Genomic DNA, 21,561 nt, shown 5'->3' with positions numbered 1-21,561 from the left:
GATTGGACGTAATGGCAACGAACGACGTGTCTGTTGCAGAGCTTTTCCTCACGTCGCAGCCGGTCTAGGTCTAGGGCGCGCCTTGTCGATCTTGTAGTGGTTCGTTTTTGACGATGTGCGGTGGTGTGTGCGCAGTGGGCTCACGGACGCGGCGTAAGCATCATCGCGCCGCTGCTGCCGGAGCCTGGTAGTGCGCGGGGGGAACGCTTCGAGCCGTTGAAGAACTGCCGCGAACGCCTGTGCCGGTAGGCGGCTGACGGCGGGTGGGATCGAGTCTTGGGGGCGGCGCAGTTACTTGCCGACGGGACGCGGGTGCAGCGGTCGACCAGCGCTTCGACTCGTTGGTCGTGCAGGCGCGCCAGCATACCCCAGGCCGCCGTAAGGGAAGAGTCCGCTGCAACTGGGCAACGCTTGGCGCGCAAGATGGTGACTCCACCGACCGATTGCGAGGCGGGTTGAGCACGAACATTTAGCTCGCCATCGACGGACGTGACCGACCGTTTTGGCTCCGATGGCCCCGAGGGCTCGCCTTTAGTAGGCCAAGTCGCGATGTAGCGACGACTTGATACGCGAACAAGCCGCCCTGGGTCGGGGCGGCTTGTTCGTTTTGAAGCTGGGCAAAGAAGCTGGGTATTTACGCATCAACCCACTGGTTGCAGACCCAGATATCGTCTACGACGCCGTCCGAGCAAACCTGAATCTTGGCGTACGAACTGCCGCCCGAAGCTGCCCTAAATCCGCAATTGCTTGCCGAGCCGTTAGGGTCGCCCAGCCTGCCGAATGTTCCATCCTTCTGCTCCCATTTGACCTCAAGGGACTGTCCGTCAGCCTTCGTGTCGCAGGCGAAGAGCTCTTTATGATTATTCCTCAGCTCGCCATACCCGCAAGATGCTGGCGGAAAGCCGCAACCCCAGGGCCCGGTTGCTTTCAAATCATGTGCTTGTGCGGGCGACCCTGCAACCGCAAGGAGTGCAGCGGAGGCGGCTGCGATGAACATGGCTTTTCTGGATTTCTTCATGGCTCTCTTTCTGTATTGACTTCTGCCTTTTGGCAGGCCTGCGGCGTATCAGGTGGCTGCAGTTGAAGTCATCCCGTATTGTTCGGCAGCCCTGCAACTCATCCTGCATTTTGAATGCGCAAGTCGCCTGACATGAATATTTCTATCATCGTCTATTCCGTCGGTCAATATCTGTCGTGTGTGCGATTTTATTCTAGACAGAAGCCGGTGGATGTGTTATTCACCACGCATAGTTGTGTGACCTTCGTCGTTCTCAGATCGACCCGGATTGCATCCACGGAAATGCGCCGCTCCTCCGGCCACAGTGAGCGGCCTCCAGCGGCCACGCCATGACCCAATGGCGTACCGTTTCAGGATCTACTGACGAGCCCACAGCCGCAGCTTGGTCGGCGTTTGAGCCGACCGGTACGGTGCTGCCCGTGACCGCAGACGATCACCTGCCCGGCCCGGTCGCCGTGCTCGCCAACCCGAGCGCCGGTCGTGGACGGCACCGGGCGTTGCTGCCCCGGCTGCTGGACGGCTTGGCCGCCGCCGGGCGGCCGGTCCGGTTGCTGTCGGCGTCCAGCCCAGCCGAGGCGGAGGCGGCATGCCGTCAGGCCGTCGCCGACGGCGCCGGCGCGTTGGTGGCGGTCGGTGGGGACGGCACCGTGCACCGGGCGTTGCAGGCGGTCGCCGGGACCGCCGTGCCGTTCGGCCCGATCCCGGCCGGCACCGGCAACGACTTCGCCCTGGACACCGGCTTCCCGGCCGACCCCGTCGCCGCGGCGGCGGTGATCGCCGAGGCGGTGCGTGACGGGCGCAGCCAACCTGTCGACCTGGCCCGGATGGTCGGGGTCGACGGTGTCGAGCGCTGGTACGGGGCGGTCCTCGCGGCCGGGTTCGACGCGATCGTCAACGAGCGGGCCAACCGGATGCGCTGGCCCCGCGGCCCGCGCCGATACGACCTGGCGATCCTGGTCGAGCTGGCCCGGCTGCGGCCACGCCGTTACACGCTGCGCCTCGACGGGGTGCCACACGACCTGGACGCGGTGCTCGTGGCGGTGGGCAACTGCCCCACGTACGGCGGTGGGATGCGGATCTGCCCCGACGCGGATCCGACCGACGGACTGCTCGACGTGGTGGTGGCGGGTCGGGTCAACCGGCGGACCCTGGTCCGGGTGAAGCCCCGCATCTACCAGGGCACCCACGTCAGCCACCCGCTGGTGCGCAGTTTCCGGGCCCGCACCGTGGAGTTGGCAGCTGAGGGCATCACCTCGTACGCCGACGGGGAACGCTCCCTGCGGCTGCCGGTGACGATCAGCGCGGTTCCGGGCGCCGTGCGGCTGCTGCGTTGACCCGTACCGCGCCGATGCTGGCGGCGATGACCAGCACGATGGCGGCGCATTCCAGCACTGTCAGCGCCTGCCGCAGCACCAGCCACCCGGCGAGCGTGGCGACGGCCGGGCCGAGGCTCATCAGCACCGCGAAGGTGGCGGTGGGCATCCGCCGTAGCGCCAGCAGTTCCAGGGTGTAGGGCAGCCCGGAGGCGAGCACCGCGAGGGCGGCGCCGAGCGCCAGCACCTGCGGGTCGAGCAGCGCGGCGCCGCCGTCGACGATGCCCAGCGGCAGGGTGGCCAGCGCGGCGACGGCCAGTGCCAGGGCCAGCCCGTCCGCGCCGGGGAAGCGGCCGCCGACCCGGGCGCTCAGCACTATGTACGCGGCCCACATGGCGCCCGCGCCTAAGGCGAAGGCCACCCCGACCGGGTTCAGCCGGTCGAAGCCGCCCTGCCCGAGCAGCGCCACCCCGGCCAGTGCGAGACCCGCCCAGCCCCAACTGGCCAGCCGGCGGGCGGAGAACACCGACAGCGCCAACGGGCCGAGCACCTCGAGCGTCACCGCCGGGCCCAGCGGGATGCGTTCGATGGCCTGGTAGAACAGCGAGTTCATGCCGGCCAGCGCCAGCCCGAACGCGCCGGCCGCGAGCCAGGCCGACCGGTCGTGTCCGCGCAGTCGGGGCCGGCACACGACGAGCAGCAGCACCGCGGAGATGGTCAGCCGCAGGGTCACCGCGCCGGCCACCCCGGTGCGCGGGAAGAGCAACGCGGCCACGGCGGCCCCGAACTGCACCGACAGCGCCCCGCCGAGCACCAGCCCCACGGCGACGATGCCGCCGCGCCGGGCCGGTGGTGTGTCGGCCGGCGATGGCGTGGGCAGCAGGATCTCGGTCACGGGCACGACGGTAGGCGGTCCGCTCCGGCTACCGTCCGGCGGTGTCCGCCTGCCGAAAGGCGAGCTCTGGCAGGCGGCTGGTGGCGAGAGGACCTGTGTGTCGCAGGCGGCCCCTGCCCGCGGTTGGGGGGACACCGAGCGGCGGTGTGCGCCGCTTGGAACCGTGGTATCCGGGGTGGCGCCGCGTGGAGCTACCGGTGACTCACATTCCCGACTGACGGCACAGCACGCCCGCTCAGGACGGCAGGGCGAGGTCGAGCGCCGCGCCCAGCCCGTTCTCCCGGCCCGGCTCGGCTGCCGGGAGCACCAGCACCGAGCAGCCGGCGGCCACCGCGCCCGCGTCCGCCGGGGTGTCACCGACCATCAGTGTCTGCTCCGGGTCGACGCCGAGCATGCCGCAGGCACGCCAGAAGATCGCCGGGTCGGGTTTGCAGCGCCCCACCTCGTACGACAGCACGAACGCGCCGACCAGGTCGGTCAGCCCCCAGGCGTCGAAGTGTGGCCGCAGGTCGAAGCCGATGTTGCTGACCACCGCCACCGGCACCCCGGCGTCACGCAGCGCGGTCAGCGTGGGGGCGGTGTCGGCGTACGGCAGCCAGCCCTCGGTGGTCAGCAGCCGTTCGTAGAGCGCGTCGGCGAAGCCGTCGATGCCGGCGTCGACGGTCTCGGCCAGCCCGGTGTACGCGCCCCGGTGGGCGTGTTGGTAGAGGTCCCGGTCGGCCCACAGCTCGGCGAGTCGGGGCGGCACCCGTGCCGGCAGTGGCCCGCCGGCGCGGCCGGCGGTCAGCAGTCGGTCGGCCAGCGAGGTGGCGCGGACCCGGTCCAGCGTGACGCCGCACGCCGCCGCGGCCTGCAGCACCCACCGCTGGGGGTCCTCCACCTGCGCCAGGGTGCCGTGGAAGTCGAAGAGCACCGCCTTGACAGGGCGTCGGGACGCCCGGCGGGCGGCGGGCGCTTCGGCGGTGCCCGGCGGACTGGTCTGGGGCGGTTCGGCATGGTCCGGCACGCCGTGCACCCTACCGACCGCCCCCGACCGCCCCTCCGGACGGCCTTGTGGGGTGACATGACTCGGCACGCACTAATCTTGGTGCCATGTCGAGCCCCGCCGAGCGGTACGCAGCGGCGCGCCGCAAGGCCGCACAAGCCGCACAGTTTCCGGCGCTGGACGAGTTCGCCCTCGAGTTGGGGTTCGACCTCGACGACTTCCAGCGGGAGGCGTGCCAGTCGCTGGAGCGGGGCAGCGGTGTGCTGGTCTGCGCTCCCACCGGTGCTGGCAAGACGGTGGTCGGGGAGTTCGCCGTCCACCTGGCGTTGCGGGGGCGGCCCGACGATCCGGTGCCCGCCGTCGACGCGACGACCCCACCGGCGCGGCGCAAGTGCTTCTACACCACGCCGATCAAGGCGCTGTCCAACCAGAAGTACCACGACCTGGTCGCCCGTTACGGCGCCGAGCAGGTCGGCCTGCTGACCGGCGACAACGCGATCAACGGCGACGCCCCGGTGGTGGTGATGACCACCGAGGTGCTGCGCAACATGCTCTACGCGGGCTCCAGCACCCTCGAGGGCCTGGCCTACGTGGTGATGGACGAGGTGCACTACCTGGCCGACCGGTTCCGCGGTGGGGTCTGGGAAGAGGTGATCATCCACCTGCCCGCCTCGGTCACCCTGGTCTCGTTGTCGGCGACCGTCTCCAACGCCGAGGAGTTCGCCGACTGGCTGGTCACCGTGCGCGGCGAGACCGCCGTGGTGGTCAGCGAGCACCGGCCGGTGCCGTTGTGGCAGCACATGCTTGTCGGCAAGCGGATGTTCGACCTGTTCCACGACGCCGACGCCGCCCGCAAGCACGACGTGCACCCGGAGTTGCTGCGCTACACCCGGGAGACCGCGCGGCGGCTGGAGTTGGGTGAGGGGCGCAGCGCTGGGCCGGGTGCCGGCCGGCGCGGCCCGCGCTGGCGTGGCCCGTTGCGCCCGGACATCGTCGACCGACTGGACCGGGAGGGTCTGCTGCCGGCGATCCTGTTCATCTTCAGCCGGGCCGGCTGCGCCGCCGCGGTGCAGCAGTGTCTCGCCGCCGGGCTGCGGCTCACCTCGGCCGAGGAGCGGACCGAGATCCGCAGGGTCGTCGAGTCGCGGGTCACCGCCATTCCCGGCGAGGACCTGTCGGTCCTGGGCTACTGGGAGTGGCTGGACGGCCTGGAACGCGGCCTGGCCGCCCACCACGCCGGCATGCTGCCGGTGTTCAAGGAGGTCGTCGAGGAGTTGTTCGTCCGCGGCCTGGTCAAAGCGGTCTTCGCCACCGAGACGTTGGCGTTGGGCATCAACATGCCGGCCCGCTGCGTGGTGCTGGAACGGCTGGTCAAGTACAACGGCGAGGCGCACGTCGACCTGACCCCGGGGGAGTACACGCAGCTCACCGGGCGCGCCGGCCGGCGAGGCATCGATGTGGAGGGGCACGCCGTCGTGGTGTGGTCCCCGGAGACCGACCCACGGCACGTGGCCGGGCTCGCGTCCGCCCGCACCTACCCGCTGCGCTCCAGCTTCCGACCGTCGTACAACATGGCGGTGAACCTGGTCGGCACTGTCGGCGCGGAGCCCGCTCGGGCCCTGCTGGAGTCCTCGTTCGCCCAGTTCCAGGCGGACCGGTCGGTGGTCGGCCTGGCCCGGCAGGTGCAGCGCAACACCGAGACCATCGAGGCGTACGGCGCGGAGGCCGCCTGCCATCACGGCGACTTCGACGAGTACTTCGCGCTGCGGGTGGCGATCGCCGACCGGGAGAAGGCGATCGCCCGGCAGGGGCAGACCCAGCGCAAGGCCGCCGCGGTGGCCTCGTTGGAGCGGCTGCGGGTCGGCGACGTGATCCGGGTGCCGTCGGGCCGGCGGGCCGGGCTGGCCGTGGTGCTGGACCCGGCGACCGGTGGGTTCGGTGAGCCCCGGCCGCTGGTACTCACCCAGGACCGTTGGGCCGGGCGGGTCAGCCCGGGCGACTTCACCACTCCGGCCGAGGTGTTGGCCCGGATCCGGGTGCCCAAGCACTTCAACCACCGGTCCCCGGGTGCCCGGCGGGATCTGGCCGCCGAGGTCAGCGGCACCGGCCTGGATCGGCACGGTGGCCGACGCGGCGGCCGTTCCCGGCAGGTGAGCGGCGAGGACCACCAGATCGCCCAGCTCCGCACCGAGCTGCGTCACCACCCCTGCCATGCCTGCCCGGAGCGGGAGGAGCACGCCCGCTGGGCGGAGCGGCGTCGGCGGTTGGAGCGTGACACCGAGGAGCTGCGCGAGCGCGTCAGTGGTCGTACGGGGTCCCTCGCGCGAACGTTCGACCGGATCGTGGCGTTGCTGACCGAGCGTGGCTACCTCGCCCGCGACGGCGCGGTCACCGACGCCGGTCGGATGCTGGGCCGGATCTGGACCGAGGCGGACCTGCTGGTCGCCGAGTGTCTGCGCCGGGGGGTGTGGAACGGGTTGTCCCCTGCCGAGCTGGCCTCCGCGGTGTCAGTGGTGGTGTTCGAGGCGCGCCGCGATGTCGACGAGCGGGCGTCGCTGCCGCGCGGGCCGGTTGCCGACGCGGTGGACGAGACGCTGAAGCTGTGGGGGGAGATCGAGGCCGACGAGGCGGCGCGGGGGCTGACGGCGACCCGGGAGCCGGATCTCGGTTTCGCCTGGCCCGTCTACCGGTGGGCCCGGGGCGAGGCGCTGGCGAAGGTGCTCGGCAGCGGTCACGAGATCGATGGCGAAATGCCCGCCGGTGACTTCGTCCGGTGGGCCCGACAGGTGGTCGACCTGCTCGGTCAGATTGCCGACTCCGGCGGTGCCACAACGGAGCTGCGGTCGACGGCTCGACAGGCTATAGCGGCAGTCAATCGAGGCGTTCTCGCGTACCACACGTCAGCGTGACAATCACGCTCAGTCATTTTTCGTCGGTGAATCGACGCAGCGGACGGTTACCGCGACGGCACCCCTCGAACAGCGCGGGGGGCACTGTTGCGCCTGATCACAGCACCCCTGATCATTGCCGAGGCGTCTTGTTGACGCGTCGGTAACGAATGGGGAGAAAGCCGCCGTGGCGGAGATCAATCACTTTGAGTATGGGTGGATCACGCCCTCGCTGAGCTACGCGCTGTCCGTGCTCGGCTCGATCCTCGGTCTGGTGTGCGCCGGGCGCATCCGCACGGCTCGGACGAACGGTCAGCGGGCGTGGTGGGGTCTGCTGTCGGCCTGGGCGCTGGGTGGCACCGCCATCTGGGCGATGCACTTCATGGCCATGCTCGGCTTCGCCGTGGAGAACACCCGGATCCGCTACGACGTGCCGCTGACCGCGGCCAGCACGGCCATCGCCGTGGGGGCGGTCGGTATCGGCCTGGCCATCGTGGGCACCGGCCGGCTGAATCCGGTACGCCTGATCGCCGGCGGTATCTTCACCGGCGCGGGCGTGGCCTCCATGCACTACACCGGCATGGCCGCCATGCGCCTCAACGGCAGCCTCGGCTATGACACGGTCCGGGTCGTGCTGTCGGTGGTCATCGCCGTGGTGGCGTCCACCGTCGCGCTGTGGCTCGCGATGACGGTCCGGCGGGGGTTGGCGATCTTCGCCTCCGCGCTGGTCATGGGCATCGCCGTCAACGGGATGCACTTCACCGGCATGAGCGCCCTGTCGGTGCACCGTCACGAACGGGCGGGTGAGGTGACCGGCGCCGGGGTGAGCACCCTGCTCGTGCCGATCGTGCTCGCGGTGATCTTCGGGGTCGTCGGTCTGCTCTACGCGCTGCTCGCCGCTCCGACCGACGACGACCGGGCCGCCACCGCGTACCTGGACGGGCGGCGGCTCTCGGAGCCGGCGGCTGCGGCGCCCACCGCTGCTCCCGACCCGGTGGGGTTGCGTGCCCGCTCCACTCTCGGCCAGCCCGGCACGCCGTTCCCGTCCCGCCGGGACACACCGCCGCGCTGACGCCGTGCGGCCGGCCCGCCCCATCCGCGCCCGCTGAGGCGGCGGATCAGGTCGGCCGCCGGCTGGGGCGGCTGCCGTCGATCGCGAGGGTGACCAGCAGCCCGGGATGGTCGGTCGCCCCGTGCATGGGCACCAGGCTGCGACAGCAGAGGGTGATGTCGGTGGTCGCCGTGACGTGTTGCAGTCGGCCGTCGTCGACCCGCTGATGGCCCGGCGGGGTGCAGGACCGCACGTCGGGGTCGTGGCCGGCGCGCAGGTTCAGGTCGCCACCCAGCACGGTGGGCTCGTACCCGGCGTTGCGGCTGATCGTCGGCAGGATGGTGTCGAGCAGGTGGTCGCACTGGGTGAGCGCGACGCGGTAGCCGGTGGCCGACAGGTGCGTGGTGCAGGCGAGCAGGGCGCCGTCGACGTCGACGCAGAGCCAGGCTCGTTCCTCGGGGTCCGCGAGGTCCTGCGTCGGGTGGGTTCCGGCGTACACGGTGGGCGGGGCGGCCGGCGTCCGCACGTGGGCCAGCAGCCCGATGCCGAACCGTTGGCCGTTGCGACAGCGGGTGTCGTCACCGCTTGGTCGGTCGCCTGCGGCCTGGAACGCGGCCACGACGGTTCGCCCGGGGTGCACGGTCTGAAAGACGCCGCGCAGCTCGGACACGTCACCGGCGCAGATTTCGTTGAGGGTGACCAGATCGGGTGCCTCGATGGTGATCACCTCGGCGGCCCTGGCCATCGCTCGGCCGGTGTAGCAGCCGGCGCGGCCACTGTTGCAGAGGTTCAGCTGGAGCATCCGTAGAACAGTGGGCTGCGCGGCGTCGGTGGGCGCGGCACGCGATGCGTCCGGCCGGTTGGCCGGCAGTGCGGCGGCGGCGAGGAGGCAGCCCACGGCCAGGGTTCGGCGCAGGAAGCGGTACTGGCGGGCGGCCACACGAACTCCGGGGTGCACGAGGCGACAGTCGTCGCCGAGGTGCCAGTGATCCTACTGGCGGCCGAATCGACGATCGAGATCCAGAGCGGTGGGCCGAGGGGGTACGCGCCGCGCGGCGCGTACCCCCTCGGGTCGCTCAGTGGGCGCGGACCGCGACGGCCGTGTAGGGCGTGGTGGGGGTCGGCGGTGTGGTGAATCGGGCGTTGGGCAGGTAGAGCCGGCCCAGCGCCCTGGCCGCTGTGGTGGGTACGTCGAAGTTCGGATCGGTGATGGTGCTGGTGAGCGCTCCGGCGGTGCCGGCATGGTTCAGCCGGACCACGGCGATCTGGTTGAGGCGGTTCTGCACGACGTAGAGGGTGCGGCCGAGCAGGAGAAGTCCGTCGCCGTTGGTGAAGGTGTGGCCCGGCACGTCCACGACGGTGCTCGCCCCGGTCGCCGGGTCGACCCGGTACAGCGTGCCGGTGGTGGACTGGACGACGATCAGCGCCCGGCCGTCCGGTGTGGTGGCGATGCCGTTGAGGTTCACCCCCGTGCCGACCTGCTCGTACGCGCCGGTCAGCGTGATCGTGGTGAAGGCGTCGGCGGGCGGCAGCGCCCCACCGCGACCGAGCGGCAGCCGGTAGAGCACCGGCCGGTTCGAGTCGGTGAAGTACGCCGCGTCACGGGTCAGCACGACGTCGTTGACGAACGTCGGGGCGGTGGCGAACTGGTAGCGGGCCAACACTTCGCCGGTGCGGGTGTCGAGCACGCGAGCGTCGCCGGCCGTGCCCCCGGAGACGAAGAGCCGGCCACGTGGATCGACCTTGAGGCCGAGCGACGGCGTGCCGGTGGCCGCGCCGATCGTCGTGCCCCGGCCGGTGACCAGGTCGACGCGCTGGATGGCACCGGTGGCGCGGGAGCCGAAGTAGGCGTACCGGCCGGCGGTGGCGATGCCCTCGGGCTGGAACCCGTCGGGGAGGGCGACGACGGCCGGCGGCGGCCCTGCGGGGTGCGCCTGTGCCGGCGCGGCGGCGACGGTGGCCAGCATGGCGGCGGTCAACGCGCCGCCGAGCGTGGTGCGGAGGGGGCGGTTCACTGTGCTCCTTCCGGGCGGAAGCGGCACGAGCCGACACGTCCGCCACGTTCACTGGGGCCAGGACCCTCCCCACTGTACGACCGCTGGCGGGCGTCCGCCCGGCGTCACCGGCGCGGCCTTCGGGTGACCGCGCCGGTGAGCCCGTCGAGCGGGGCGGAGGTCAGGCGTTGCGGACCAGCCTCCACCGGTTGTCCGCGCTGCCGTTGTCCGGATCCTGCACGGCCTGCGCTCCCCAGGCGGTCGACGCGTTCAGGATCCCGAGCAGCTTGTTGCTGTTGACGTTGCGGATCTTGTAGGTGCCGTCGCCGTTGTCCACCAGGATCCACCGGTGATCGGCGGTCCCGTTGTCGGCCCACTGCAGGACCCGGGCGTTGTCGGCGGTGGACATGTTCTCCACGCCCAGGACCTTGCCGCTGTTGACGTTGCGGAACCGGACCGCGTTGCCGTCGGTGATGACCACCCAGTTGTGGTCCGCGGTGCCGCTGTCGCCCCACTGCACGGCCAGACCACCGTCGGCGGTGGACATGTTCTGGACACCGAGGACCAGCCCGGTGCCGACGTTGACCAGGCGGTAGCTGCCGGTGGGGCCGCCGCTGCCGCTGGTGTTCCAGTAGACCGTGTAGTTGTAGCCGTGGGCGTCGTAGAAGGGGGCGAGGTTCACCGTGGACCCGTTGGCGCTGGCGGTGAACGCGAGCGAGCTGGTGCTGGTCCGGGTGATCGAGGAGACGGTGAGGGTGGGCAGGGTGCTCAGGGCCGTGTTGCCGTAGTTGCCGGCCAGCACCGCGGGGCCGTACGTGACCGCGCCGACGTTGGCGTTGTCGTTGGCGGCCTTGACGGCGACCTGCATCGGCAGCCGCACGGTGATGGTGTCGCCTGCGGCCCAGGTGCGCGTGACGGTGGCGTAACTGCCCGGTGTGGTGGTGACGTTCTCCACAGTGCCGTTGACGGCGATCGTCGCGCCGCTGGTCCAGGACGGGATCCGCACCCGGATGCTCCACGACCCGCTCATCGAGCCGGACAGGGTCAGCGTGGTGGTGTCACTGACCGGGAAGCTGGTGGTCTGGGTGACAGTGATGCCGCGCTGCGTCCAGTTCAGCACCGACGGCGTGAACAGGTTCACGCTCAGTGTGGTGCCGTTGTAGAAGTAGATGGAGTCCATCAACCTCGTGTTGATCTCCAGGCCGGTGCCCTGGCAGCACCAGAACGAGTTGTAGTCGGTGCTCCAGGTGCCGCCACCCCACGCCGGGCCGACACCGCGACGTCCGCCCGGCCGCAGCGGGGTGAAGTAGGTGATGTGACCGTGGCTGTCGGACGGGTTCTGCCCGCCGATCAGGTGGTTGATCAGCGCGCGCTCGTAGAAGTCGAAGTAGTCCGCCCGGTTCGGGTCGAGCAGCCACAGCTCCCGGGTCAGCTTGAGCATGTTGAACGTGTTGCACTGCTCGCAGGTGTCGTTGCTGAGGTAGCCGGCGATCGCGTTCGGCGACCGGAAGTGCTCTGCCTGGCTGTTGCCGCCGATGGCGTACGTGTGCGCGCCGACGGTGATTCGCCACGCGTTGCTGGCGATGTCCCGGTAACGGGTGGTCCCGGTGGCCTTGTATTCGCGGGCGGCGCCGATCCACTTGGGCACCTGCGTGTTGGCGTGCAGCCCGTTGAGCTGGTCCTGGCCGGAGGCCAGGGGGTTGAACACGGAGTTGTGGTCGAACCGCTGTGCGGTGGCGAGCCAGCGGGAGTCGCCGGTCTGCTGGTAGATGTCGGCGAGCACGTCGTTCATGCCACCGAACTCGGTGCCCAGCATCGACTGCATCTGGCTGGAGCTCAGCCGGGATGTCCGGGTGTCGACCCAGCCGGCGAGGGACAGCAGCACCGTACGGGCCTGCGTGTTGCCGATGTAGCGCCAGACGTCGAGCAGACCGGCGAGGGTCTTGTGGATGCAGTAGTAGGGCACGTTGCCGTTGGACAGCGTCCGAGCCTCGAGCGCCGTGAAGTCGGACTCCGGGAAGCCGGAGAGGTAACCCGCGCCGAACCCGGCGGCACCGTTGTTCGCCTGGCACTTGGCCAGTTCGGCGACCATGTAGTTCGCCTTGTCCCGGCAGGTGGTGTCACCCAGCACCGCGTACGCGTACGCCCAGGCGCTCAGGAAGTGGCCCTGCATGTGGGTCCGGAACGGGAAGTTCGGCGCGTCCCAGCCCCCGTTGGTGGCGGCGCCGTTCGTGGACAGCCGGTGGTTGGCGCGGAAGTTGTAGAGCATCCGGTCGACGTCGACGAACCGCAGGTAGTTGAGCGTCCGGGTCTGGTTGTCCATCCAACGGCCGGAGCTGAGTCGTACCTGACCCGGGTCGAACGCGTACGCCGAGACGCCGATGTCGGACCGGGCCGGGGGCACGACGGCCGCGGACGCGCTCCCGGGGGAGACGGCGACGCCGCTCGCGGAGACCACCACTGTGGCTCCGGCGGCCTGAAGCAGGTGGCGGCGGCTGAGGGGCAGGGGTGGCATGGGGAACCTCCAGGTGGCCGGGTACGTCGGGGCCGCCATCGATGGCGGGGGATCGTCGGCGGCATGGGGCCGGCGACGGGTGCGGTGTGGGTGGGTGGAACGTGGGTCGCCGTGGACGCCGGGTGCCCACCCCTGCGCTTATCGCGGCACATCGATGTGATCGCTAACATAGTTCGTCGTTAACACGCCCGCAACCCCCGAGGCGCCTCGCTGACCCATTTCCGAGGCGACCTGGCCTGGGGGTGTCGGGCCCGGTGGCGGTCATGGCCCGAGACGGACATCCGCCGGACTCGCGATCATCGGAGTGTGACCGTGTGTGACGGATGCTGTCGACTTTCCCTCCGTTGACGCCCGTCCGGCCGCTCAGTACCGTGCATCGTAAATCTTCGATGTCAACGTCGATACATCAATGCTGCGATGTGGTTACGACGGTCATCCCGCGCCTCACAAAAATCCAGGTCAGATGGGGGAGGAGGCATTCAGGAACAACCTGTTAGCGCTAACACGGCCGCCGGTCGTGCTGCTCGGCGCGCGAACGGCGACGCCCGTTCGCGCGGCCGCTGGCACAGCGGTGGCTCGCCCAGTCGGACATCGCGTACGGCGCACTCTCTGTGGGAGTAACAGTGAAAGTGACAGATCGAACCACAACCCGGGCCACCCGCCGGGCCAGGCGCGTCATCGCCTGGCTGGCGAGCATGGCCTGTCTCCTCGCACTGATTCCGGGTACGGCCAGGGCCGACAACCCCATTGTCCAGAACATCTACACCGCCGACCCGGCGCCGATGGTGCACAACGGTCGGGTCTACCTCTACACCGGACATGACGAGGACGGTTCCACCTATTTCACAATGCGTGAGTGGCGGGTGTACTCGTCCGCCGACATGGTGAACTGGACCGATCACGGCTCGCCGATGAACCTGGCGACGTTCGCCTGGGCGGACGCCAACGCGTGGGCCGGGCAGGTCGTTCCGCGTAACGGCAAGTTCTACTGGTACGTGCCGGTGCGCCAGCGTTCCAACGGGCAGATGGTCATCGGTGTCGGGGTGGCGGACAGCCCGACCGGGCCGTTCCGCGACGCGCTCGGTCGACCACTGGTCGGCAACAACGAAATCGACCCGCACGCGTTCATCGACGATGACGGGCAGGCGTATCTGTACTGGGGTAACCCGGGTCTGTGGTACGTGAAGTTGAACCCGGACATGATTTCGTTCTCCGGCAGCGCGACACGCATTCCACTCACGACGGCGGGGTTCGGTACCCGTAACGGCAATGCGAGTCGGCCGACGCTGTATGAGGAGGGGCCGTGGGTGTTCAAGCGCAACGGGTTGTACTACAACGTGTTCGCGGCGGAGTGCTGCTCGGAGTTCATCGCGTACTCCACCGCGACGGGACCGACCGGGCCGTGGACGTATCGGGGAACGATCATGCCGCGGCAGGGCGCCAGTTTCACCAATCACGCGGGTGTGATTGATTTCCAGGGCGGTTCGTATTTCTTCTATCACAACGGGGCGTTGCCGGGTGGTGGTGGTTACACCCGCTCGGTCGCCGTGGAGAAGTTCAGTTACGGCAGCAATGGCCTGTTCCCGACGATCACGATGACGAACACCGGTGCCCCGCAGGTGGGCACGCTGAACCCGTACGTGCGGCAGGAGGCCGAGACGATCGCGTGGGGCTCGGGGATCGAGACCGAGGCGTCCAGCGAGGGCGGGATGAACGTCGGTTGGATCGAGAACGGCGACTACATCAAGGTCAAGGGCGTCGCGTTCGGGGCGGGTGCGACCTCGTTCAGCGCCCGGGTCGCGTCGGCCACCAGCGGCGGGCGGATCGAGGTACGCCTCGACAGTGCCAACGGCCCGACCGTGGGCACCTGCACGGTGGGTGGCACCGGCGGCTGGCAGACCTGGAGCACCACCACCTGCGCGGTCAGCGGAGCGACCGGCACCCGTGATCTCTACCTGCGCTTCGCCGGCGGCAGCGGCAACCTGTTCAACATCAACTGGTGGCAGTTCGGCGGTACCGGCGGCAGCGCCACCAACCTGCTCACCAACGGCGACGTGGAGAACGGCACGACGGGCTGGGGTGTGCACGGCAGCGGCACCCTCGCCAGGAACACCACTGTCGCGCACGGCGGCAGCGGATCGTTGTCGATCACCGGCCGGACCGGCGCCTGGAACGGCCCCAGCCAGGACGTGACCGCCAAGCTCACCAACGGCAGGAGCTACACCACGAACGTCTGGGTACGAGCGCAGAGCGGCACCCCGTCGGCGAAGGCGACGCTGTCGCTGACAGCCAACGGCACGACGAACTACCTCCAGCTGACGCCGGCGGTGGGAGTGAACGTCAACGGTTGGACCCTGCTCACCGGCACCACTACCGTTTCGTGGAGCGGCACGCTGAGCAACGCCGCCTTCTACGTGGAGACGGCCGAGGGCACCGACAGCCTCCTCGTCGACGACGCCTCGTTCCAGTGACGGTTGCTGCCGGAGCCGCACCCGGCGCGGCTCCGGCAGCACGGCGACGTGCCCCACCACTGCGACGGGGCGGCCCGTTTCCTGACGCGGTTGGTTACGACTTGACGAACAGCATGTTATCGCTCACAGTCGATGCTTGAGGGTAGCCGCACCAGTGGTTCACCGGGCGAACCTGCTGTGGCACCTCGACCCGCGACGTCCGCCCAGGGCATGCCGGACGTCGGGTCAGGACTCCCCGCACCGCTGCCGCGACGGCGACCGTTGCTGACGTCTCCCTGTCGCAGGAGCAGATTCGGGCGTGCGTCTCCATCGCTGCACCACCACAGAGAAGGAATCCGCATGAATCACAGAAGAGCCCTGCGAGCGGCGGTGACCATCGCAGTCACCGGCGCTCTCGCCGCCGCTATGACGATGACGCTGACCTCCACGGCCAGCGCCGGCACGACCCTCCGGGCCTCGGCGGCCGAGAAGGGCCGTTACTTCGGCGCGGCCGTCGCGACGGGCAAGCTGTCCACCAGCGCGTACACGACCATTCTGAACCGTGAGTTCAACAGTGTCGTGGCTGAGAACGAGATGAAGTGGGACGCCACCGAGCCGCAGCAGGGTCGGTTCAGCTACACCGGTGGTGATCGTCTGGTCAGTCACGCGCAGGCCAATGGCATGAGCGTGCGGGGCCATGCGTTGCTGTGGCACCAGCAGGAGCCGGGTTGGGCGCAGGGCATGTCGGGCAGTGCGTTGCGCAGCGCGATGATCAACCATGTCACGCAGGTGGCGACGCACTTCCGGGGCAAGATCTATGCCTGGGACGTGGTGAACGAGGCGTTCGCCGACGGTGGTGGTGGTGGGCGTCGTGACTCGAACCTGCAGCGCACCGGCAACGACTGGATCGAGGCGGCGTTCCGGGCGGCACGGGCGGCGGATCCGGGTGCGAAGTTGTGTTACAACGACTACAACACCGACGGGATCAACGCGAAGTCGACGGGTATCTACAACATGGTGCGGGACTTCAAGTCCCGTGGCGTGCCGATCGACTGCGTGGGCTTCCAGTCGCACCTGGGCACCTCGTTGGCCGGTGACTACCAGGCCAACCTGCAGCGGTTCGCCGACCTCGGCGTGGACGTGCAGATCACCGAGCTGGACGTGATGACCGGCGGCAACCAGGCCAACATCTTCGGCGCCGTCACCCGCGCCTGCATGAACGTCTCCCGTTGCACAGGCATCACCACCTGGGGTGTGCGCGACTGCGACTCGTGGCGTGGTTCGGACAACGCGCTGCTGTTCGACTGCAACGGCAACAAGAAGGCCGCGTACACGAGCGTTCTGAACGCCCTCAACGCCGGCCCGGCCATCCCCACCACGCCGCCGCCCACGGACCCGCCGCCGACGACGCCCCCGCCGACGGACCCGCCGCCCACCACTCCGCCGCCGGGAACGGCCGGTTGCTCGGCGTCGGTGTCACTGAACTCGTGGAACGGCGGGTTCGTGGCCACCGTGAAGGTGACCGCCGGCTCCGCCGGCACGAGCGGGTGGAACGTCGGTGTCACCCTTGCGAGCGGTGCGAGTGTCACGAACACCTGGAGCGCGACGGCCAGTGGCTCGACCGGCAGTGTGCGGTTCGCCAACGTGGACTACAACGGCCGCCTCGGCGCGGGCCAGGTCACCGAGTTCGGTTTCCAGGGCACGGGCAGTGGGGCCGGCATCACGCCCACCTGCACCGCCTCCTGAGCACGACTGACTGACCCGGCACACATCGGCCGGTGTGGGGGACCGATCCTGGTCCTGCACACCGGCCGACGTCGTGTCGCGACGATCAGATCGATCAGGAGTACGGAAGCCGCAGCACCGACTGGTTGCCGATGCCCAGCGTGGTCGGGTTGTTGCCGATCGCCGACCAGACCTCCACCCGGACCGTGCCGTTGCTCAGCGCGCCCAACGTGCCGGTGGCCGAGGACAGGCCGGCGTTCTGGGTGTAGTGCTCGTAGCCGGTGACCGGGTCGGTGGCGAAGTAGCGCAGCGTCTCCACCCGTTCCCAACTGCCGTTGCCGGTGAGGTCGTAGGAGATCCGCACCTGCACGCCGTTGCCGACCGCCGTCCCGGCGTCCACGAACAGGTCGAACGCCGTCTGCCCGCCGGCGTAGGCGAGGTTGAGGCCGGTCGCCGTGAAGACCTGGGCGTTGGTGGGCGTACCGTCGTGGTTTCCGTTCGCCGCCGCGACCGTCGTCGTGGCCGCGCTACCGGCGACGCCCAACCCACCTCCGGGCAACAGGTACCGCGTCGGCCCGCCGGTGGACGGCGGCGGGGTGGTCGGCGGCGGGGTGGTCGTCGGCGGTGGATCGGTCGGCGTCGTCGGGGGGACACCGCCGGCCGCGTTGCCACCACTCCAGGTGTACGCCCCGGTGGTGGCCGTCCTGCCGGCGCCCACCGCGAGCGTGGTGCCGTTGGAGAACGTCACAGTGATCGGCGTCGCCGTCGGGTTCGACGCCACGTAGGTCCGCGCCCCGTTTCGGGAGAAGACAGCGGACAACGGATGGTTGCCGGTCACCGTCGTGTCGACATTGCCGAGGGCGGCGAGGTTACGGATCCAGTGGAAGGTGTGCGCCCGGCTCTCTCCCTCCTCGGGGGTGTAGCCCGGGTTCGCACGGAGGTTCGCCAGCGCCGTGTCGGGGTCGCCGAGGGCCTGGAACTGCCAGAGGATGTCCTGCCACACAGTGGGCTGTCCGCCGTTGTTGCGGACGAGTTCGGCGTAGTTGGTCCGCACGTACGCCGGGTTGTTGCCCAGGTAGAGGTGACCGCCGGTGACCGGCAGCAGGTTGATGCCCTGGATCATCTCCGGTTCGCCGCTGAACCAGGTGGCGTACGCGCCGCCGTCGCCCCAGACCATGCCGACCGTGGAGTGCCCGAACGCGCTCGGGAAGTTCTGGTCGCTCACGTCGAACCAGTACTCCTGGATCGCTGCGGCCTGCGTGGTGTAGAGGAAGACGCCCGCGTCGCGGACCGCGGTGTTGCCTGTCGTCTGCCCCCACTGGATCAGGGCGCTCGCGAAGTTCATCCCCTCCGACGAGGACTCCTGGTTGTTGCCGGAGCCGAAGGAGCCGTGCCCGGACGCCCAGTCGTGCCCGGCGTAGATGTCGAAGTCCCGCAGGTACGGGAAGCGGGTGTCGTCGCGACGGTAGTTGTTGGCGTCCCGGATCAGCAGGTCGACCATGCCGCCGTAGCGGCTGGTGGCCGCCCAGGCCGGGTCGAACTTCGCCAGTGTCGCGGCGGCGGCGATGTAGTAGCCGTAGTGGAAGTGGTGGTCGTTGAGCTCCTGGTCGGACCCGTACGACGCCGGGTAGCCGATCAGGGTGCCCCAGTTGTTGTCGTAGTAGAAGACCCTGCTGGTCTTGCCGCTGGACGCGGTGAACCAGTCGGTGAGCGTGCTGCGGATGGCGTTCAGCGCGCTGTCGCGCGTCGTGGTGTCGTTCACCTGGTCGGCGATCTCGGCGATCCGCGCGGCCCGGCCGAGCCCCTTGCCGGTCCAGTAGGTGTCGTTGCCGCGTTGGTCCATCGGGTTCGCGCGGGTGGCGGCCAGGTGCCCGGTGAGCGTCGACAGGTCACCACCGCTGCCGTCACCGACGGCCGGCAGCTCCGGCAGGATGCCCTGGAACTTCATCGCGGTGCGGAACTGGTTGACGCCGGTGAGCACCTTCATCCGGCCACGCGCCGACGGGTAGGTCGGCGTGATCGCGGTGGAACCGCTCAGCGACTTCCACTGGTGCGGGTAGAGGCTGACCACTGTCTGCGTGGCGGTGCCCTCCCGCGCGGTAGTGGTGAAAGCGTACGTGGTGGTCAGGCCGCTGGTCGCCGGGTTGTAGGCGTACGACACCTGCGTGCCCGTCACGTGGGCGTGCGCGTACTGGCCATAGGTGGCGGCCAGGCTGGCGCGCTCGGTGGTGCTCGACGTGGGCGGCAGGAGGGCGACGGAGAAGTAACCGCGACCGGCCAGGGTGGACGAGATCCGCCCGGACGCCACGCTCCAGCTGGCGCCGCTCGGTGCGAACCCGACGTAGTCGTGGCCGTTGACCCGGAAGCCGATGGTGGCGCCGCTGTTGGACCAGACGTCGGGGGTGCCGGCGGTGCTGATCTGCGCGTTCCCCCCGGTGGTCTGGAAGTACGCGAAGGGCAAACCGTGGCCGATGGTCGCGCGCATGGTGCGCGTGCCGTCGCTCCAGTGCGGGCTGACCGTCCAGTCCGTCCAGCCGTCGACCTTCACCAGTGGAGCGGCGAGCCCGGCCACACCGACCCGGATGTCCTGCACGTACGGGTAGTGGAACTCACCGACACCGGTGGCGGTGCCGCTGATGGCGGGCGTGGAGTTGGCGGAGAAGCCGAGCCCGTCGCCGAAGGTGTCGTACGAGATCGGGTGGGCGTGCAGCGGCTCGCTGAACGAGCAGTCGGTGCGCTTCCACAGCAGTGAGGACCACCAGTCGTTGGTGGGGATCGGCCCGGCGGGCGCGTTGGCGGTGGCGAACTGCCGGGGGTTGCTGGACATCGCGCCGCAGCCGCTGGGGAGCGGGCCGACAGGTGTGGTGGTGTAGCTGCCGGCGCCGACGGGTGCGGCTTCGGCCGCGCGGGTGACGGGGATGGCGAGGCCGCCGACGACCAGGGCCAGCGCGGTGGCGGCGGCCAGGGCCCATCGGCGGTGGGGGACGGGAGGTTTCATCGTGCCTCCATCGCGCGCTGGGTGCGGCCCTTGCCGGGTCCAGCGCTTTGCGTCTGAATTGGGGGGAAGGTCAGGTGAGAGAGCGCTCTCTCGGCCACGGTAATGGAGTACCGAGATCCCCGTCAATGTGTCCAACCCGTTGCGTGCTGATGTCGCTATTTGCCGACGCCCGCATGGTCGCCCAGCACTTCGCCCTCGCTGTCGCCCAACAGCGCGTCCGGCACGCGCATCCGCCACGCGTCGGTGACCAGCTCGGTCAACCGGTCCAGGTCGACCGCCGCCAGGCGCACCAGCACCAGGGGCAGGCCCTGGTAGCCGGGCGTGGTGAAGAAGATCTCGGGTTCCCCGAGCAGGAGAGCCTGCTTCTCCGCCTCGTCGCCGACGAACAGCACAGCGATGTCGAGCCGGATCACCCGAGGCTTGCCCGGCGTCCGCTCCGGATAGGACCAGACGAAGCCCTTGTCGGCCACCCGGAAGTCGAAGCCGGCACTGGCGATCTCCACAGTGTGTGGCAGGGCCAGCGCCACCCGGCGTACGTCGTCCGCGTCAGCCACCGAACCCCCTCGCACCGCGCACCATGAGCATGCGCTGAGGTTACGCGGTGGACAGTTCGATGGCCGTGGCGCCGACGATCGCCCGTTCGCCGTTCTCCTGGACATAACCGACAACACTGGCGCTCCGTGGATCGAGACCGGGTGGTGTCGCCAGCTCCACCTGCCCCCGCTCGGCGTCCAGGCCCACCGACCTGAAGGCGCGTACGACGTTGTCCTGCCGCAGCGTCCGCCCGGCGTTCTCCCCCCGGGCGATGTCGCTGGTCAGGTCCCGTTCCACGACCGCCACGTGCAACACCGCGCGCTCCGGCGGCTGTTCGGTCCGGTACTCCACCATCACCCGGTCATTGCCCAGGTTGCCGATGGAGAGCGCCAGTGGTGTGGCGGTGGCCGAGGCTATGGCGGACATGATCGCGGAGGCCGCCCGGCGGCGATCGGAACCGACGAACTCGACGGTGCCGTTGACGACCATCTGCGGGGTGTACAGACCTCTGGTACCGAACGCGCGGGCGTACGCCTCCTGGCGCGCGGTGTACGCCGCGTCCGCGAACTGGTCGGGCCAGCCCAGGTCGTCCCAGTAGTCGACGTGGAACCCGAGGGCGAAGACGTTCTGGCCCCGAGCTCGTGCGTCGCGCTCGATCTCGCTCAGCAACTCCTCGGCGGGAGGGCAACTGTTGCAGCCCTGGGACGTGAACATCTCGACGACGGCGAAGCCGCCGTCCGTCGATGGATTCGTCATGGTGGCGTGTCTCCTCCCACTGCGTGCCCGGCGGCGTTGCGTTTCCCGTTCCGCCCGAGACAATGCGCGTGGGTCGCGTCCCCTGCCGGCCTTGCGGCGAGCGCCGCCGGCCGGGTGGTTGGATGGTCGGGTGCAGTTCACAGTGACAGACGCGCCGGCGCGGGAGCGTTTCGAGGCGCGCGACGAGGCCGGCGCGGTCGCCGGGTTCGTCACCTACCAGCTCACCGGCTCGATCATCGCCTACACCCACACCGAGGTCGATCCGGCGTACGAGGGCAAGGGCGTGGGGTCGACGCTGGCGCGGGCCGTGCTGGACGACGCGCGGAGCAAGGGTCGGACGGTCGTGCCGATCTGCCCGTTCATCGCCGACTGGGTGGTCAAGCACCCGGAGTACGAGAGCGTCGTGGTCAGGTCCACCCGCAAGATCAAATAATCGCGC

Annotated in this window: 15 protein-coding genes; 6 read left to right on the top strand and 9 right to left on the bottom strand. The window is 69.7% G+C overall.

What is annotated here, in order from left to right; translation table 11 throughout:
* Window positions 1–634: 634 nt before the first annotated feature.
* Window positions 635–1,018: a hypothetical protein gene (locus MED01_RS32625; RefSeq protein WP_238672299.1), complete on the bottom strand. Its 384-nt coding sequence runs from the start codon at window positions 1,016–1,018 to the stop codon at window positions 635–637.
* A gap of 410 nt (window positions 1,019–1,428) precedes the next feature.
* On the opposite strand from MED01_RS32625, the gene MED01_RS32620 reads away from it, so the two are divergent.
* Complete coding sequence (locus MED01_RS32620) at window positions 1,429–2,352, top strand: diacylglycerol kinase (protein WP_238672298.1); 924 nt, start codon at window positions 1,429–1,431, stop codon at window positions 2,350–2,352.
* On the opposite strand, the gene MED01_RS32615 is transcribed toward MED01_RS32620, so the two are convergent.
* Both MED01_RS32615 and MED01_RS32610 read right to left on the bottom strand, forming a co-directional pair.
* A complete protein-coding gene (locus MED01_RS32615; RefSeq protein WP_238672297.1) occupies window positions 2,315–3,232 on the bottom strand; it encodes an EamA family transporter in 918 nt (305 codons plus the stop codon). The two genes, MED01_RS32620 and MED01_RS32615, sit on opposite strands and share 38 nt — an antisense overlap.
* A gap of 229 nt (window positions 3,233–3,461) precedes the next feature.
* Window positions 3,462–4,232, bottom strand: coding sequence for an HAD family hydrolase (locus MED01_RS32610; RefSeq protein WP_238672296.1), 771 nt, complete (start codon window positions 4,230–4,232; stop codon window positions 3,462–3,464).
* 86 nt (window positions 4,233–4,318) lie between these two features.
* Here MED01_RS32610 and MED01_RS32605 point away from each other — a divergent pair, with 86 nt between their 5' ends.
* Window positions 4,319–7,120 (top strand): DEAD/DEAH box helicase, encoded by a 2,802-nt coding sequence (locus MED01_RS32605; RefSeq protein ID WP_238672295.1) that lies wholly within the window; start codon window positions 4,319–4,321, stop codon window positions 7,118–7,120.
* 166 nt (window positions 7,121–7,286) lie between these two features.
* Window positions 7,287–8,171 carry an MHYT domain-containing protein gene (locus MED01_RS32600; protein ID WP_238672294.1) on the top strand — a complete coding sequence of 295 codons (885 nt, stop codon included), beginning with the start codon at window positions 7,287–7,289 and terminating at the stop codon, window positions 8,169–8,171.
* A 46-nt stretch (window positions 8,172–8,217) separates the two neighbouring features.
* Here the strand turns inward: MED01_RS32600 and MED01_RS32595 are convergent, their stop codons facing one another.
* The 3 genes from MED01_RS32595 to MED01_RS32585 all read right to left on the bottom strand — a co-directional run bounded on the left by MED01_RS32595 (window position 8,218) and on the right by MED01_RS32585 (window position 12,659).
* Window positions 8,218–9,090: an endonuclease/exonuclease/phosphatase family protein gene (locus tag MED01_RS32595; RefSeq protein WP_238672293.1), complete on the bottom strand. Its 873-nt coding sequence runs from the start codon at window positions 9,088–9,090 to the stop codon at window positions 8,218–8,220.
* A 136-nt stretch (window positions 9,091–9,226) separates the two neighbouring features.
* A complete protein-coding gene (locus tag MED01_RS32590; RefSeq protein WP_238672292.1) occupies window positions 9,227–10,165 on the bottom strand; it encodes an NHL repeat-containing protein in 939 nt (312 codons plus the stop codon).
* 160 nt (window positions 10,166–10,325) lie between these two features.
* Window positions 10,326–12,659 (bottom strand): beta-L-arabinofuranosidase domain-containing protein, encoded by a 2,334-nt coding sequence (locus MED01_RS32585; RefSeq protein WP_238672291.1) that lies wholly within the window; start codon window positions 12,657–12,659, stop codon window positions 10,326–10,328.
* Window positions 12,660–13,288: 629 nt separating this feature from the next.
* Between MED01_RS32585 and MED01_RS32580 the strand changes: the two genes are divergently transcribed.
* Together MED01_RS32580 and MED01_RS32575 are read left to right on the top strand one after the other, a co-directional pair.
* On the top strand, window positions 13,289–15,130 hold the full coding sequence (locus MED01_RS32580; protein ID WP_372493777.1) for a family 43 glycosylhydrolase: 1,842 nt from the start codon (window positions 13,289–13,291) through the stop codon (window positions 15,128–15,130).
* A gap of 339 nt (window positions 15,131–15,469) precedes the next feature.
* Window positions 15,470–16,855, top strand: a complete 1,386-nt coding sequence (locus tag MED01_RS32575) for an endo-1,4-beta-xylanase (protein ID WP_238672290.1) — start codon at window positions 15,470–15,472, stop codon at window positions 16,853–16,855.
* A 94-nt stretch (window positions 16,856–16,949) separates the two neighbouring features.
* Here the strand turns inward: MED01_RS32575 and MED01_RS32570 are convergent, their stop codons facing one another.
* The 3 genes from MED01_RS32570 to MED01_RS32560 all read right to left on the bottom strand — a co-directional run bounded on the left by MED01_RS32570 (window position 16,950) and on the right by MED01_RS32560 (window position 21,122).
* Window positions 16,950–19,832 (bottom strand): glycosyl hydrolase, encoded by a 2,883-nt coding sequence (locus tag MED01_RS32570; RefSeq protein WP_238672289.1) that lies wholly within the window; start codon window positions 19,830–19,832, stop codon window positions 16,950–16,952.
* A 155-nt stretch (window positions 19,833–19,987) separates the two neighbouring features.
* A complete protein-coding gene (locus MED01_RS32565; RefSeq protein ID WP_238672288.1) occupies window positions 19,988–20,386 on the bottom strand; it encodes an MmcQ/YjbR family DNA-binding protein in 399 nt (132 codons plus the stop codon).
* A 40-nt stretch (window positions 20,387–20,426) separates the two neighbouring features.
* Window positions 20,427–21,122: a DUF1223 domain-containing protein gene (locus tag MED01_RS32560; RefSeq protein WP_238672287.1), complete on the bottom strand. Its 696-nt coding sequence runs from the start codon at window positions 21,120–21,122 to the stop codon at window positions 20,427–20,429.
* On the opposite strand from MED01_RS32560, the gene MED01_RS32555 reads away from it, so the two are divergent.
* On the top strand, window positions 21,121–21,555 hold the full coding sequence (locus MED01_RS32555) for a GNAT family N-acetyltransferase (protein WP_274526600.1): 435 nt from the start codon (window positions 21,121–21,123) through the stop codon (window positions 21,553–21,555). The genes MED01_RS32560 and MED01_RS32555 overlap by 2 nt on opposite strands.
* Window positions 21,556–21,561: the final 6 nt, after the last annotated feature.

It is taken from the genome of Micromonospora alfalfae (genome assembly GCF_022230925.1).
In the GTDB taxonomy this organism is placed as follows: Bacteria; Actinomycetota; Actinomycetes; order Mycobacteriales; family Micromonosporaceae; genus Micromonospora; species Micromonospora alfalfae.
The sequence above is the reverse complement of the archived record's forward strand: the minus strand, read 5'-3'. Positions and strand labels throughout refer to the sequence as shown.